Annotated in this window: 12 protein-coding genes; 8 read left to right on the top strand and 4 right to left on the bottom strand. The window is 38.0% G+C overall.

Going from position 1 to position 16,804, the window contains the following annotated elements:
* Nucleotides 1-29: 29 nt before the first annotated feature.
* The 7 genes from JML65_RS10240 to JML65_RS10210 all read left to right on the top strand — a co-directional run bounded on the left by JML65_RS10240 (nucleotide 30) and on the right by JML65_RS10210 (nucleotide 9,361).
* Entirely contained in the window at nucleotides 30-3,314 is a 3,285-nt protein-coding gene (locus JML65_RS10240) for a TonB-dependent receptor (RefSeq protein WP_202270789.1), read from the top strand.
* Between the two features lie 297 nt (nucleotides 3,315-3,611).
* On the top strand, nucleotides 3,612-4,910 hold the full coding sequence (locus JML65_RS10235) for a hypothetical protein (protein ID WP_202270788.1): 1,299 nt from the start codon (nucleotides 3,612-3,614) through the stop codon (nucleotides 4,908-4,910).
* 79 nt (nucleotides 4,911-4,989) lie between these two features.
* Nucleotides 4,990-5,913, top strand: a complete 924-nt coding sequence (locus tag JML65_RS10230) for a T9SS-dependent choice-of-anchor J family protein (RefSeq protein WP_047490577.1) — start codon at nucleotides 4,990-4,992, stop codon at nucleotides 5,911-5,913.
* Nucleotides 5,914-6,101: 188 nt separating this feature from the next.
* Nucleotides 6,102-6,842, top strand: coding sequence for a hypothetical protein (locus tag JML65_RS10225; protein WP_228406019.1), 741 nt, complete (start codon nucleotides 6,102-6,104; stop codon nucleotides 6,840-6,842).
* A 6-nt stretch (nucleotides 6,843-6,848) separates the two neighbouring features.
* Nucleotides 6,849-8,186, top strand: a complete 1,338-nt coding sequence (locus tag JML65_RS10220; protein ID WP_202270787.1) for a S41 family peptidase — start codon at nucleotides 6,849-6,851, stop codon at nucleotides 8,184-8,186.
* A gap of 84 nt (nucleotides 8,187-8,270) precedes the next feature.
* Nucleotides 8,271-8,540, top strand: a complete 270-nt coding sequence (locus JML65_RS10215; protein WP_047490568.1) for a hypothetical protein — start codon at nucleotides 8,271-8,273, stop codon at nucleotides 8,538-8,540.
* Between the two features lie 98 nt (nucleotides 8,541-8,638).
* Nucleotides 8,639-9,361, top strand: a complete 723-nt coding sequence (locus JML65_RS10210) for a sterol desaturase family protein (RefSeq protein ID WP_202270786.1) — start codon at nucleotides 8,639-8,641, stop codon at nucleotides 9,359-9,361.
* 212 nt (nucleotides 9,362-9,573) lie between these two features.
* Here the strand turns inward: JML65_RS10210 and JML65_RS10205 are convergent, their stop codons facing one another.
* Nucleotides 9,574-9,996: a MarR family winged helix-turn-helix transcriptional regulator gene (locus tag JML65_RS10205; RefSeq protein ID WP_202270785.1), complete on the bottom strand. Its 423-nt coding sequence runs from the start codon at nucleotides 9,994-9,996 to the stop codon at nucleotides 9,574-9,576.
* Nucleotides 9,997-10,046: 50 nt separating this feature from the next.
* On the opposite strand from JML65_RS10205, the gene JML65_RS10200 reads away from it, so the two are divergent.
* On the top strand, nucleotides 10,047-12,299 hold the full coding sequence (locus tag JML65_RS10200; RefSeq protein ID WP_202270784.1) for an ATP-binding cassette domain-containing protein: 2,253 nt from the start codon (nucleotides 10,047-10,049) through the stop codon (nucleotides 12,297-12,299).
* Between the two features lie 92 nt (nucleotides 12,300-12,391).
* Here JML65_RS10200 and JML65_RS10195 read toward each other — a convergent pair whose 3' ends face one another.
* From JML65_RS10195 to JML65_RS10185, 3 genes are all read right to left on the bottom strand, one after another.
* Nucleotides 12,392-13,438 carry a phytase gene (locus JML65_RS10195; RefSeq protein WP_202270783.1) on the bottom strand — a complete coding sequence of 349 codons (1,047 nt, stop codon included), beginning with the start codon at nucleotides 13,436-13,438 and terminating at the stop codon, nucleotides 12,392-12,394.
* A gap of 7 nt (nucleotides 13,439-13,445) precedes the next feature.
* Nucleotides 13,446-16,256, bottom strand: a complete 2,811-nt coding sequence (locus tag JML65_RS10190) for a TonB-dependent receptor (RefSeq protein WP_202270782.1) — start codon at nucleotides 16,254-16,256, stop codon at nucleotides 13,446-13,448.
* A 121-nt stretch (nucleotides 16,257-16,377) separates the two neighbouring features.
* On the bottom strand, nucleotides 16,378-16,761 hold the full coding sequence (locus JML65_RS10185; protein ID WP_115920048.1) for a hypothetical protein: 384 nt from the start codon (nucleotides 16,759-16,761) through the stop codon (nucleotides 16,378-16,380).
* Nucleotides 16,762-16,804 lie beyond the last annotated feature (43 nt).

The following is a 16,804-nucleotide window of genomic DNA, read 5'->3' as shown; positions in this document are numbered from 1 at the left end:
ACCTATAATTTAAAAGAGAACACTCACGTATGAAAAGTTTGAAATGTGGTTTTACCATAGCAGCGTTATTTTTTACTGTAGCAGCAGAAGCTCAGGAATTGGTTCAGAAAGTGTCATTTTCTGTTCCTACAAACAGACCGTTAATTGAAGTATTGGAAGAATTTGCAGGAAAAACCGGGATGAGACTGGCCTACTCAAAAACAGATATCAAAGAGCTGAAGGTAAAAGGAATAAAATGTGAAAACAGTTCTATCAACAGCTGCCTGAAAGATATTACCAACGGACTTCCGGTAGTATTCCGTCTGCATGGCGATCTTATTTCAATACAATATGCCGGTTCGGGTATTGCTGTACCGGGAAACGGACGTATTTCAGGGAAAATTGTTGACGAAGTGGGAAATCCGATTGCCGGAGCAGAAGTAAGTATCGCCCAGAAAACTGTAACCACGGATAATAACGGGGATTTTACTATAGATCTTCCCTCAGGAATCTATAATCTTACGATAAAAGCCCCTAAATATAATACACTAAGGGTAGAGAAACTATCCGTTACCAATAAGGAGACCAATACGGTTTCATTTGCATTAAATACGGCTTCCGATAAAATTACGGACATTAAAGAAGTAGTGGTAACAGCCACCCGTAAAGCAGATACGCAGGCCGGATTACTGACTCAACAGAAAAAAGCAGCCCAGATGAGTGACGGAATTTCGGCGGAACAGATCTCTAAAACTCCGGATAGTGATGTAGGGGGAACGTTAAAAAGAGTTACCGGAATTACAACTATAGATAACAAATATGTAGTGGTAAGATCAATGGGAGAACGCTGGAATACGGCAGCTATGGATGGTATCAATTTGCCCAGTACAGAAGCTTATAACCAAAATTTCTCTTTCGATATTATTCCTACCGCCATGGTGGAAAGTGTAGTGGTGAGTAAATCTGCAACTCCGGATATGAATGCCAGCTTTGCAGGAGGGTATGTAGAAGTGAGAACAAAAGATATTCCCAACGAAAACTTCACTACGGTGACATTGGGAACTTCCTACAACGATCAGACAGCATTTAAAGAATTCCTGACCCGTAAGCGAGGAAAATATGATTATTTCGGATATGATGACGGAACGAGAAACTTCCCGAAAGGGCTCGAGGCTATGGGCATCAATAACCCATTATTTTTCGAGCAGTCTAAACAGTTCGCCAATGATAATTTTACGACGTATAAGACGAGAGGGGATATGGGATCCAATATACAGATGGCAATCGGAAGAACATATGCCCTTAAAAACAATAATAAATGGGGTTTTGCAGGGGCTTTTATCATTAAAAATGAACAGAATAAACTGGATATCGATCATACTGGAAGAGGAAACTGGCTGGATACTACCGGACCTCTTGATGCCAACGGGCAGATTCCTTTTTATAATTTTAAAAATACAGGAGCTTCTTACAATTACAATTCTACACTGGCAGGAATGCTGAATTTTGGATTGCAGCTTAATAAAAGCAGAATTTCCTTCCGTAATTCCTACACGCATATTTATGACAATACCCTGACCCGGATTACAGGCTGGAATGAATATACAAGTGGAAGTGGTTTGCCTTCCAATGCGGAAACTTCTTATAACTATTTTTATAACGGTGTTATTCCAAACAATGATCCTTCGCAAATTAAATCTTTGGATAAACCTTTTACAGGAAACACCAATTACCCTGTTTACCAGATGTTCCTGCAGAATAAACTGGAAGGTAATCACAAACTCGGAAATATGGAGATCAGCTGGTTTGCTGCCAGAACCGGAGTTTCCTCAGATACAAAAGATTATACACTGCATCAGAGTTTATATAACTTTATAGGAAGTGAGATTTTAAGCTATCACGAGGTCAATAATTCCTCAAGTGATTTTGCCAGAGGATATATTGGGACTAAGGAAACTGATTATAATTATGGGGCGTCATTTAAATGGAATTTAGATAGAGCAGCCTTTAAAAATGATATCAAGATAGGGTATGCCGGTGCATCTAAAACGAATACCAACCAACAGCAGAAATTTTTATTGAGAGTAGATCCGAACAGGAATGTTCCGAACAGTAAAATACTACAGATGTACGGTGCTCTTTCCGATTGGTTTGATGGTTCTCATTATGTTCCCGGTGGGATTGGATGGCAGACCAGGCCTCTTTATAAAAATGATAAATATGAAGGTGAAGTGGAGCAGCATGCCATGTATCTTATGTTTGATAACCGTTGGAGGAACAAATTCAGATTGGTCTGGGGATTACGGGCAGAATATTTTAAATATGATCTTATTTCTCAGCAACTCGATACTGAAGATGCCAGAAATGTAAACAAACCGAGCGTTGATGATAAACCGTGGCAATGGATGCCTTCTGCCAATTTTACCTACAGTCCTACCAATAAAATCAATGTGAGACTGGCTTATAATAAAACGGTCATCCGTCCTCAGTTTAATGAAAGAACAGGATTACCCTATTTTGACCCAATAGCCAACGGTCAGATTTATAATACAGAAATGGTATCTTCTGTAGTCAATAATTATGATTTTAAATTTGAATGGTTTCCGGGATTGGGAGAGATTTTTTCTGCAGGGATCTACTATAAAAATATAGACCATCCTATAGAGCGTGAAGGTTATATTTCCAATGAGGGAAACCTGTACCTGTACAATGGAAATTCTAAGAATGCAAAACTGAAAGGTCTTGAAGTGGAAGTACGGAAAAACCTGGGATTCATTGCAGCCAATTCCATATTATCCCATCTTTTTGTAAGTGGAAATTTCACTTATAACGACACTAAAGTCATTGCTTTTAAAGATCGGGAGAAAACCGGTGACAATGATGCTACCTACGAAGTTTCCAGACCTCTGTATGGGCAGACTCCTTATGCTTACAATTTGGGATTAATGTATGATGATGAAAGACTGGGGCTAAGCTTCCTGTATAACGCTAAAGGTGATCAATATATTACCGTAGGTTATTCTTATAACGGGGAAGAAATACAGCGGCCGTATGCCGTAGCAGATGCCCAGATCTCTTATAAATTTCTTCAGAACAGAAATCTTGAAATCAAATTAAATGTCAAAAACCTTTTCAACAGGGTAAAGGAATATTATAACAATTTTAATTCCTATGCAGGAAAGAAAAGTGGAGGCGGAAGCGGCCTGGAAACAGAAAGGGAATCCCTGGAATTGTTACCGGGAGCTACCAATAAATATGATAAAAATATTGACAAAATCTTATTTCGTGCTTACAGTGGAAGAATATTCGGGCTAAGTGTGAATTATACATTTTGATCAATAATTAGATAAAAGTGAAGAGCTCTTGATATAGAAATGTACAGGTTTCGGAATCCTGAACATGAGCCGGATCAATACTGATGATGCGCACAGCAGTACCGGATCAGCTAAAAACCGAACGCTACTATATTTTTCCGGATAGTAGCGGATAAACAGGAAACCCCGGCAGATCAGCTCCTCATGGGATGCAGGGTGAAATAAAAACCAAATCGCAGGAATATAGAGGCGGATATTCCTCAATATTAAAATTTCCGGTCCTAACATAAACAACCGGATCTCTTAAAAATTATAACAATGAAAAAACTAACTCTTATTGCAGCTGCTGCATTATCTCTTACTGCTTGTCAACACGATAACTTAGCAGATTCTTCTACACCATTCGATATGAAAGCAACTTCTGCGGAATATCTTACGGCTTCTGCGCTTCCTGTTACTACTGTTAGCGGTGCTATTACTTCTAATACTACATGGAGTGGTGTTATAGAGCTTGACGGTACTGTAGCTGTTAAAAATGGAGCTACCCTTACTATTCAGCCAGGAACTTTTATCAAAGCTAAACCCAACGCTTCAGGAGAAGGTTCAGGAATTTTAGTAATTACAAAAACAGGTAAAATCAATGCTACCGGTACAGAGTCTCAGCCTATTATTTTTACTAGCTACAAATTATTGGACGGAAACGAAGACACTTCTGCAACTCCTGGAGATTTCGGAGGGGTAATCCTTTTAGGAGATGCACCTACCAATGTACCTTCTACAACTACTATTGAAGGTCTTACAGGAAGTGATTATTATTTCGGAGGAACGAATCCTTCTCATAATGCAGGGATCTTAAAGTATGTACGTATCGAGTTTGCTGGGTACGATTTCGTAGGAGCTAACTCTGGTAATGAAGTTAACGCTTTATCATTAGGAGGTGTTGGAAACGGAACTACTTTAGATCATATCCAGGTTTCTTACGGCCAGGATGACTCTTTCGAATTCTTTGGAGGTACAGTAAATGCTTCAAACCTAATTTCTTTTGCTGCTGAAGATGATAATTTTGACTTTGATAACGGATATACAGGAACTATTACTTGTGCCCTTTCTTTGGCAGATTACAATTCAGCACATACTGTAAGTGGTGGAAGTCCTGACTCTAACGGTATTGAGTTGGATAACAACGCTACAGGTACAGCTACTTCATTGATTACAAATCCTATAATCAATAACCTTACGATCATTGGTGCTAAATATGGTAATGCAGGACAAGGTGCTGCATACGAAAACGGTATCCATATCAGAAGAAACGGTAAGTTAACTTTAAATAATGCTGTAGTAACAGGATATCCGGTAGGGATCAAAGTAGAAGGTACAGGTTCTGAGCTTTCTTCTGCTTCTACTTTAAACACTATTCAGGTTCATGGCTTTACAACTTCTGTGACAGGAGCAGGTACAGCAGGAATTCCGGCAGCTAATCTTCTTACAGGAAATACAGCGGCATTATGGGGAATGAGCCAACCATTCTTCAACGAAGGTCTTTGGAATGTTTCACCTAGAAACTGTGGAAACTTCCAGGGAACTTGGACAAAATACAATTTTGCTATTGTAGAATAATAAATTTTTAAAAGCAGGGAAACAGCGTATGCTGATTCCTTGCTTTTTATTACTCAAAAAAATCATAATAATAATTGTCATGAAAAAAATAATTTTATCATCTGTTCTGTTTTTATCTCAGCTGGCTACAGCACAAACCCTGGTATGGGGAAATACTTTTGATACTCCTGCTGATCTTCAGGGATGGACTTTCCATGATCTGAATAACAACAGCAATGGATGGCTTCAGGGACAAAATATTTATCATAATGGTACTTCTATGGTATATGGAACTGCAGGGGTTCTCCGTCATTCCATTAACCTAGTTCCAACGGGAAATGCAACAGGATTTTTGGCGGAAAATGACTGGATCATTTCTCCTCAGATTGATTTGACAAATACCGCAGGAACCATTACTCTGGCTGCCTATATCGGAAGACAAAGAACTACCCATACTACGCTTGGCAGAGACCTTTATATCTATGTAAGTACTCCTCAGAAAGCAGTTCCTGAATTGTCAGATTTCCAGGCAATGACTGTAGATACTGCAGGGAATGAGCTTCCAAGCCCTTATAAAATACAAGTGGGAGGATCAGATAATCCTTTCCCTACAGATCTTACCCAATTTGTACAGGATCTGGTAGATATCTCTGCTTTTGCAGGAAAGAAAATCTATATCGGATTGTGGTCCAACAGAAAACCTAACAGTAATAATATCCAAAATATCAATATCGATGAAATGGCTATCTATGCCAGCGCATTTTTAGGAACAAAGGATGTAAAAACAAAGAAAAATCTAACTCAAATAGCAGAGAATCCTGTAAAAGAAACTCTGAAATTAAAGCTTAACCCGGAATTGAAAGAAAAAACAGCAGTAGTAAGTATTTACAATGTTGCAGCCCAAAAAGTGATTACAGCTCAGTATTCCCAATCTATTAATGTAGCAGGATTATCGGCAGGAACTTATATCGCGGAAATTACTGACGGAAAGACTACAGAGCGATTGAAATTTATTAAAAAATAATCAGTTAACTCTTAAAAAAAACCAATCATTAAAGAGACCATCAAATTTCACATATACAATAATGGATAACATTTTAATTAAAAGGTTATCCGAAACATATCCAACTAGTTTTTTTATAATTATGTATTGCCCTGCTCATCGGGTGGGGCAATATTTTAAAGTTTAAATGATATAATTGATTCAAAAAGATGAATAAGATCTTTGCATTACTATTCTTTACCATCCTATTTTCATGTACAGACAACACTGTAATGGAAAGGTATGATAAAATACAGAAACCCGGAGAAGTAACCATTAAAGGATTTTCAAAACCTGATGTACTTCAGCTGAGGTTTAATGGAGTTCCGGTATCTATTAACGGAAATACTTCATACACCAATAAAATAGAAACTCAGCTTCAGTTTGTATTGGATGAAGGGGAAACCAACAAACTGGGAATATATAATAATGAAACAGGAGCCGAAATCAGAAAATATACCATTAGCTATGACAATATAGCAGATTATAAAAATCTATACTTTTTTAATCTTCCCGGTATTTTCCTGCAAACCTATGCCGTAAAGCCTCAGGTTAATTTTGGGAAAGTAGGATTTGAATTTATTTTTCCTAACCTGGGAGAATTTTCAGGATCATCTCTTACCCATGTAAAAGGCATTTTAAAAAGAGAAAATGGAGTGGTACTGGCCGAATTTGAGAGCATTGGAAAGGATGATTTTACCGCGGTGAAAATTTATAATTCATTCAGTGCTACCGCTCCGGTATATCTGGAATTATATAAACCGGGAACTACAGAACCTTATGTAGGGTCCGAAATGATTAAAGTGACCGTAAAACAACATATGGGAGCTAATATGATCGTACTTCAGGAAAAATTGGAAAATGGAGTATGGGTTGTAAAGGGAGACATTGATGTAGCAGAATATCTGTAATTATATATGAAAAAATTTTTGAAATTTCAGTTTATTGCTATTATAGCCTTTTTCGTTTCGTGTACCAATAATGACGAAAGTGCGCCTGTTTTCCCCGACGGAAGTACAGAATCCCTGAATGTCTGGGTACAGGACAGCATGAAAAGGTATTATTACTGGGCTGATCAGATGCCTGCCAAACCGGATTATCACCTTCCCGCAAAAGATTTTTTTAAAAGTCTGTTATCCCCTCAGGACAGGTTTTCTTTTATCGTCAATACGCAAGATTCCTCTACATATCCGCGTTCGATACGAAATATGTACGGCTTTGATTATACAGTGATCCAGCTTACCAGTGGAGAAGTGGTTACGGTGATCAAACTGGTCCTTACAAACTCTCCGGCTTTCAATGCAGGTCTGGAAAGAGGAATGATTATTACAAAAATAAATGGAAAAGCAGTGACGGCTGCCAATGCAGAAACCATTACTTCTTCTATGAAAGATCAAACGGTGATAGATCTTAAGGTGGGAAGCTGGAAAAACGGAGCTGTTGCCGATGAAAAGGATGTCACCGTGTATTATGGGTATTCTTTGGAACAGCCTCTCTTATCAAAAATTTTTAATGAAAACGGTAAAAAGACGGGGTATCTGTATATTTATGATTTTCCGGATGGGATGACCCCTATGCTTAATCAGAAGTTTGCAGAGTTTAAAGCTGCCGGAGTTCAGGAATTGATTCTTGATCTAAGGTATAATTATGGAGGTTCCGTTTCATCTGCCGCAGCACTTTGTGCATTAATTCCCTCAGGAATATCAGCCAGTTCACCCTTTATTATTTTTAAAGGAAATAAAAACGGAGGTGAAGTTAAAAGAACCTTTGGACAACAGATTTCTTACGATCCTAAGGCGCTTGATTTTAATGTATTGCACGCCAATTCATTAGGATTGAATAAACTCTATGTTCTTACCTCAAGCAGTACTGCATCAGCCGCAGAAATAGTAGTCAATAACCTGAAACCCTATCTGCAGGTTGTCCAAATAGGGGATGTTACCCTAGGAAAAGATATGGCCGGGTTTGTAGTGGAAGACAAAAGGAAACCCAAAAAGATTTCCTGGCAGATTCACCCTGTTATTTATAAGGTATTCAATGCGAACGGAACAGGGGAATACAGCAATGGGATTTCCCCACAGTTTAAGGTGAATGAATACACTCAGCTGCCATTACTTCCATTGGGAGATCCCGGAGAAACCTTAATTTCAGAAGCTTTAACCAATGTTTATTTAAAACAGGTCCATTCTGAATCCTACCACAAAACAAAAATTCTGTATCAAAGTGATGTACCTTTTGCTGCAAAGGGAAAGTAAACGGAAAAATTAAAAAATGAATGAAAAACTGTTATTAATCTTCTTTAAAAAAATTAAAAAATAATAAGATAAAAAATTAATATCATGCAGGGAATAGAACCACAACTTCATACAAGCCTCACCAGCCGTATCGAAAATTACCGTCTTTTATTAGAAGCTTTGGAAGATCCTGAATCCCGGTCTTCTGACATTGCTCTGCAAATTTCAGAATTAGGAAACCTGTATGAAGATTATTTATCCAATAAAAAGAACCTAGAGAAGAGTATTAAAAACTATAGAGAGTATCATGAGAACCTGAGAAAAAGACTGACCATCAGGTTTCGGGAACTCAAAAGAAAGGCAAGACAGAAATAATCCTGAATAGGAGATAGCCATTATTTTTGACCTGCTTTCTGTAGTCTTTCTTGCGAAATTCATACATTTATACAATCAAGATGACAGAGGGTATATTTATGAATTTTAATACGACTGAACTTTCCGGCTATTTACAGATATTTTGGCATTTTTCATGGCTGGAATGGATCGTATTCAGCCTTATCATTAATGTTTTTCTATATCTGTTTTCTATTGGCCTATACCTTTTTATAGAGAAGACATGTCCTAAAAGCAGACTTCAGGAAAAAAATCATCCCATTACGTCATCCGATTTTTATCTTAGTATTTTGACGATTGCCTGCAACTGTCTTGTACTTTTACTGGGGGTATTTTTATGGAAAAACGGATGGATTGAAGTCGGAAATAAAGAATCGGCGGTTTGGATAGTTTCAGAGGTCGTTGCTTTACTTCTCTTAATGGATCTCCTGATGTATTTTTTTCATTATGCCGCTCATATACCCTTTGTATATGCCTTACTGCATGGTAAACATCATGAGCATATAAGCACCAATTACTTAAGCCTTTTTGTGCTTCATCCGTTAGAAACGATTGGATTTGGGGTGATGATGCTTGTTTTGTTGATCTGTTATCCTTTTTCTGTTGTTTCCATTTCCATTTATTTACTGCTCAATCTTATTTGGGGAACGATAGGCCATTTGAACAGGGAATTTTTTCCTGCAAAGTTTGACAGATATTGGATAGGAACCACCAGATTTCATAACCAGCATCATTTGGATGGCAGTAAAAATTTTGGATTTTACACCTCTATCTGGGACAGACTGTTTGGAACATATAAGTAAGAGAACTGAAGCTGTAAGAGGAAAGGTTATTTTCAATCGATTCTATATTCGCTCACTTAAATATAATGTAATCGTAAATAATTTTTGCGTCAAAAAATAAGCTAAAATGAGTTTCTTTCAATAAATATGTTTTAACGCAAAGTTTTTAGATGAGAGCTGATTATTTTAAGAGGGCAAAGAGACAGTGTTTACAATAAATAGAATTGGGTTGATTAAAGTTTGAGATGGAGTAAAACTTTCCCCAGCAGATCATTAAAATTCTTCAATTCTTTAGAGGTTAATATCGAAGCAGTCTGCCTGGTTATATTTTCCCGGAATGTTTCTGAATTTTCGATAACAAACCGTCCTTTCTCCGTTATGTGAAGATTGAATTTTCGTCGATCGGTTTCATCCTGCTTCTGGATAATGAAATCATGGCTGATCAGGAATTTTAATTGCTTTGAGACAGCGGCCTGGCTGATATTGAAAGAAGTGGATACTTCTCTGCCCGTTACTCCCTCTTTCCGCAAAACAAACTCCATAATATTATAATGAGCTGCTGTTACTCCATTAATATCCCCTCTGTTCATATGAGCAAGAATGAGACACTGAAAATCAGTAAATGTGTTAAAAAATTCTTTTTCAATCGCTTTCATGAGAAATATGCTTAACTTAGTTAACTATTAACAAAGGTAATCATTATATCATGGAAAATATAGAAATTACAAATGCAAGGCAAAATAATCTCAAAAATATTTCCATAGAAATTCCAAAAAATAAGATTGTTGTTTTTACGGGAGTATCGGGTTCCGGAAAATCTTCTCTGGTATTTGAAACCATTGGAGCTGAAGCCCAGCGTCAGATTAATGAAACTCAGAATAGTTTTGTCAGAAACCGATTACAGCATTATGGAATACCGGATGTGGATAAAATTGAGAACCTGAATGTTCCTATCATCATCAATCAGAAAAGACTGGGGGGGAATGCGAGGTCTACCGTAGGAACAGCTACTGATGTATATGCTTCCCTGAGACTGTTATTTTCAAGAATGGGAATCCCGTTTGTGGGGTATTCCAATGTTTTTTCCTTTAATAATCCCCAGGGGATGTGTCCGGAATGTGAAGGACTGGGTTTTATCCAGGCCTTGAATATTACCACTCTGATCGACAAGAATAAATCTTTACAGGAAGGGGCTGTCAGATTTCCAACCTTTCAGCCGGGAGGCTGGCGTCTGACAAGATATACCTTATCCGGATATTTTGATAATGATAAAAAGCTGAAAGATTTTACTGACGAAGAATGGGAAACACTGCTCTATGCAGAAGAGCATAAACCCAAACATCCCCATAAAGAATGGGGGAAAACGGTAAGATACGAAGGGATTATTCCAAGAATAGAAAAAGCATTCCTAAAAAAAGATTCAAAAGAAAACATAACGAGGAAAGATGCGTTGAAAAATGTTGTCACAACAAAGACCTGTCCATCCTGTAAGGGAAAGCGGCTTAATGAAAAAATACTGTCCTGTACCATTAAAGGAAAAAATATTGCGGATTGTACAGCACTTTCAATGGATGAATTGCTTGAATTTATTAATTCGCTGGAATCCAAAACCTATGATGTTATCATTAAGGAGCTTTCCGGAAAACTCCAAAATATAATCAATATAGGGTTACAATACCTTACATTGGACCGAACTACCCAAACGCTTTCCGGAGGGGAATCTCAACGGATAAAAATGGTAAGGAATCTTGGAAACAGTCTTGTTGATTTGCTGTATATTTTTGATGAACCTAGCATTGGTCTTCATCCGAAGGACCTACAGAACATTATCCGTATTATGGAACAGATCCGGGATAAAGGAAATTCCGTTTTAATCGTAGAGCATGATCCCGATATTATTAAAATGGCAGACTGGGTGATTGATATGGGCCCCGGATCCGGAAAAAAAGGAGGAAAAGTGATGTATGAAGGAACGTTTAATGAGCTGAGGCAATCTACAGGTAAAACCGGATCTTATTTTGCTGAAAAGCCGGTTATTAAGTTGCATCCCCGAAAACCAAAGGATTATCTGAAAATCAGGAATGCCCATCTGTATAATCTTAAAAATATAAATGTCAGTATTCCCACAGAGGTATTGACTGTAATAACGGGAGTGGCAGGTTCAGGGAAAAGTACTTTGATCAATAGGATATTACCGGATTTTTATCCTGATGTGACGATTATAGACCAATCGTTATTTACAGCCAGTGCCCGTTCCAATCTGCTTACTTATTTGAATATATCAGATACGGTACGTAAGCTTTTTGCTCATGCCAGCCACGTTTCAGAGAAGCTTTTTAGCAGAAACAGTGAAGGAGCCTGTAAAAACTGCAAAGGGTTGGGTATCGAAAAAATAGATCTTGCATTTATGGATGATATTGAGCAGCCCTGTGAAGAATGTGGCGGCTCAGGATTTTATCCTAAGGTTCTGAAATATCAGTACAATCAGAAAACAATAGTAGAAGTCATGAATATGACCGTTTCAGAGGCGATATCCTTTTTTACCGATGAATCTGTCATTAAACACTTTGAGGTATTGATAAAATTAGGACTGGATTACCTGACGTTAGGACAAAGACTGGATAGTTTTTCAGGAGGTGAGAGACAGCGTCTGAAACTTACCAAAGAACTGAAACACAGTAACCGGACCATTGTCATGGATGAACCGAGTACGGGTCTGCATCCCAGCGATACGCGGAAATTACTATCTTTCCTAAATGCTCTTACAGATAAGAAGAATACATTAATTGTTATAGAACATAATTTAGATATTATTGCCCAGGCAGATTGGATCATAGATATAGGTCCGGGTGCCGGGAAATTTGGGGGTGAAGTTATGTTTGAAGGAAGTCCGGAAGCACTGTTGAAAAATAAAACATCCTATACTGCGGAATTTCTGAGGAAACATATTCAGGGATAAAAAAACCGTTACAATAAAAAAGGGTGGTAAGAATGCTATGAAGATTTGAAACATAGTATTCTTACCACCCTTTTTTAATAATTTAAACCTGTTTATCTGGATTGATCTGCGGTTTTTATAGTCTTTTTGATTCTCTCTTCAATCACTCTCCAGTCATAGAAATGAAATATCCTGCCATTGCTCATAGCAACAAATACTCCTTTTGGAAAGGCAGGCCCCAGATTAATATTCGTTACTTCAGAACCGTCACTTTCACTGGTAGAAACAGGAATTTCTGCAATTTTTCCTTTTGCAGGATTTTCTCTGAGGTAAACATTAAATGTGTCTTTCTGTTGGTTGGAAACCAAAATATATCCATTCTGTGGGGAGGTAGGATAGATGGAAATTCCCTCTACATCAGAGGTGAAATCTCCTTTTCCAAAAACCAATAATTCATCATTTCCTTTTGCCGGATCTGCATAATATTGGTGTACTCCAAACTGTTCGTCAGAATAATATATATAGCCTTTTTCATCATCTACAGCAATACTTTCAATTTCCTTTAAACCACTGTATTTTCCAAACTTCCTGACTACCTCACCTGTGATGGTTCCGTTTTTCTCAGAAAGCTTATATTGCCAGAGGTAACCGTCTTTCGGACCTGATTTTCTTCCGACAACAACAAATATATCTCCTGTTCCCGGGTTTTTATACATAGAAATACCCATCGGGCCACGCTCTGTTTCTCCTTCAAATACAGAGATTTCTCCCACTTCTTTCAGCTCGGGAAGAGTATACAGTTTTACTTTATTGGTTTCTCTTTCTGTCACTGCAGCAATGTCTACTTTTTTACCATTCACCGTAAAACCATATTCAATATCCACATTATTGGGACGTTGAAGTCCCGAAACTTTATGGATGATTTTTCCGTTAAGATCGAAGGCGTACAGCCCACCATCAGTATCTTTATCCGTTCCGATGATGATACTTTTTGAAGCGTCTTCAGGATTGATCCATATTGCCGGATCATCGGTGTCATGAGCTACGGTCTCGGTAATAACGGTTGGTTTAAGCTTTTCTCCCAATTCTTTCTGCCCTGTACAGCTGATCGCAAAAGGAAAAACTGAAACTGCAATGATATAATATTTTATTTTCTTCATGATTATTTTAAAAGTCAAATTTTACCCCCATGGTAAATCTGGGTCTGTAATATTCTGCCTGAGCCGTTCTGCTCTGAATTCCCTGATAATATCTTAACGGCTGATTGGTCAGATTATTGGCTTCAGCAAAAATCCTCAACTGGCTGGTGATTTTATAGGAAGCATTGGCATCCAGAAAAAACTGCTTATCATAATACCGGTCATCAAAAGCTTTTCCTCCCAGTTCATCAATATAATGAGAAGCATAATTCATAGATACTCTGGCTGAAAAACGCTTGTTTTCCCATGAAAGAGATCCGTTGAACATATGGGGTGCCGCTCCGGGAAGTCCTACATCCGTTCTTTCAATACCGTCTTCATTAGTAATACCTTTTGCCTTGGATTTCGTATAGGTATAGTTGACATATACACCAAGACCTTTCCAGAATGCTCCGGGAATAAAATCAAGCTGTCTCTGCAATGCGACTTCAAATCCGTAGATATCTACATTATCACCATTACGCTGCTGGGTAAATTTCCAGTTGCTTTCACCGGAAGGAATAGGGTTGGATTGCCCTGCAAAGTCGGCAGCGAAGTCACCAGCCGTATAATTTCTTTTGGAGTATGTGTAAATGAAATTATTAAGGTTCTTATAGAAAATTCCTCCTGAAAGAATCCCTACAGACTTAAAATACTTTTCAGCCATAAAATCAAAATTATAAGCGTAGGTAGCTTTTAAGTTGGGATTTCCGGCTGCCACAATTTCATCTTCAGAGATCACATTCAGGTAAGGTACCAATGAGTAATAGTTCGGACGGGCAAGTGCGGTAGTAAATGCAGCACGAAGTATAAGATCCTGTACCGGAACATATTTGAAAGAAAGGTTGGGAAGAACGTTGGTGTACGTATTGGTATTGTTTATCTGTCCTACGAGGTCTTTTTCATTCATAACGTAATTCCCGGTATAATCAATCTTTGTTGTTTCCACACGTGCCCCAACAATCATGGAAAGTTTGTCGTTAAAATCCTGATCCCAACGGATATACCCTGCATAGATCTGTTCTTTAGCGGTATAGTTGCTTGAAAGGAATTTTTCAGGTTTGGATTTGCCGTTGAACAGACCCTGGTTAAATAAGTCTAATCCTCCAAGATAGGCCGGATCAACAAATGTGCCCGGAACATAATTTCCTGCCTGAAAGTTGTGTCCGTCAAGATAAACCGTAGGCACGGATAGCAGACTTCCCATATTGCTGATCGGTTGGAAAGCATAAAAGTCATTTTCCCTTTCTTTTTCCTTCAGACGCATACGGAAACCTGTACGAAGTCTTCCTTTTTGATCTTCAATGACAGAAAAAGGAAAACGTACATTCACTTTTGCCCCAAACTCCTTCTCCTGGGTAAAGCTGTTGGCATCCGAAAGATCACTTAATTTGTAGCTTCCTAAATTATCAGCAGCCAGAGGGGTAATAACCGGGTTTTCAGGATCACTGAGATTCTGAGAGAAGTTCATTTTGCTGTTTTCAAATTCTATATAGCGCTGATGAGGTTTATCTTCACTGGCTATAGCATAATTCATAGACCAGTCAAGGTCTACTTTAGATCCAAGCAAATGCTCGCCCCGTAAGGCATAATTCTGAACTTTTTGTTTTTCCAGGCGGGTGTTATCATTGCTTGCATCGCCACCTTTGTTCTGTCTGGTAATGCTGCCTTTCCAGTCTGTGATTTCCGTTTCATCGGCATTATACACAGGCTTTATTTTATATCCCAAAGCATAGCGGGTTTCCTTATCATTCCTGAAATTGTACATCGCTGAAGCATAGATCTTATTTTTTGAATTGAATTCATAATCCATATTAAGATCAAAACTATGCCTGATACGATGCTCATTATAGTAACGAACGCCCATTTTGCTGATGTATGCTGTTTGGGCAGCGTCATTAGCCAGACTCCATACGGGTTCTATATTATCTGAGCCGAAATTATTGTTGTTATAGGAAAAACTGAATACAGCACCCAGCTTTTTATTTAAAAACCTGTTTCCATATACGAATCCTGCTGTATAATTGCCTTTTTCACGAATCGGGCTATATCCTCCGGCCAGGGTTGCTGAAATTCTCTGTCCGTTAGGGGAAGCCCTTGTGATAAGATTTACAGAACCTCCGATAGCATCAGCATCCATATCGGGAGTTAAGGTTTTATTAACCTCAATGGTAGAGATCATATCCGAAGGAATCAGGTCCATCTGTACATTACGGTTGTCTCCTTCTGCAGAAGGAATCCTGTCTCCGTTTAGGGTAACAGAATTAAGATTTGGGGCAAGACCTCTGATAATAAGATTTCTTGCTTCACCCTGATCATTCTGGATAGTAACTCCCGGAACACGTTTTAATGCATCTCCAATATTGGCATCAGGAAAACGGCCGATCTGATCGGAGGAAATCACATTGGTGATATTGGCATTGTTTTTTTGTTTGTTTAAGGCTCTTGCCTGGTTTTTTAAGGTAGCGCCTGAAACTACAATTTCAGCAATAGAGTTTTCTTTTTTATCAAAAACAATATTTTGACGGGTGTTTTTTTCAGGTTCAACGGTTACATTATACTCATGCACTCCATATCCCAGGTAATCAATCTTCATGGTATAAGTGCCTGGAGGAACATTAAGGAAGACAAAATTTCCATGTTCATCAGAAGTTGTATAGATATTTCCGGGATTTAAAGATATCTTGGCTCCCGGTAATGCAATCTTAGCGTCGTCATTAATATTTCCGGAAAGAGAACCGGTTTGTGCATAGAAAAAAATAGAGGCACAAAACAAAACGGATGTAAAAATTTTCTTCACTTTCTTTTATTAGGTTAAAAATTGAAACAAATTTAAACGTCTGTTTGGGGAAAGTGTTGAAGTAAAAATTAAGATTGTTTTAAGATTTGTTAATATAGGAAGCGGGAAGCTCCCTATTTTCCTAGGTTTCAGATCCCAACCCCTTTGCCGAATGATTTCCTTCCAGTAAGAAAGTCAATTCATCACATTGTATAATTTTACCATCCTGAATGGTAAATTCTGCCAATACCTTATGCAGAACGGTACTTCCATCTTTTAAAACAGATGTTGCGATGTGCTTGGTAAAAATAGTGTTCCCGTTTTCAGCACTGTTAATAATTTCGAGCTTTTGTTCAGCTACTTTTTCTTTAAGTTTTTTTATGTGCAGGACGAATTCGTTATAATCTAGCTGGGTATGATCTACAAACTGGACATATTGCTTGGAAAAGTACTTTTCAATTGCTGACTGATCAAAAACAGGGTTTTCCAGCACCTCACTGAAAACCTGTTGTATAAAATGTTTCATAATTTTATTATTTGAAACAAAATTACATCCGGCATTCCTGGCT

This window comes from Chryseobacterium sp. KMC2 (assembly GCF_016756935.1).
Classification (GTDB): domain Bacteria; phylum Bacteroidota; class Bacteroidia; order Flavobacteriales; family Weeksellaceae; genus Chryseobacterium; species Chryseobacterium rhizosphaerae.
Note: the sequence above shows the minus strand (reverse complement) of the source record. Positions and strands in the feature narration are given on the sequence as shown.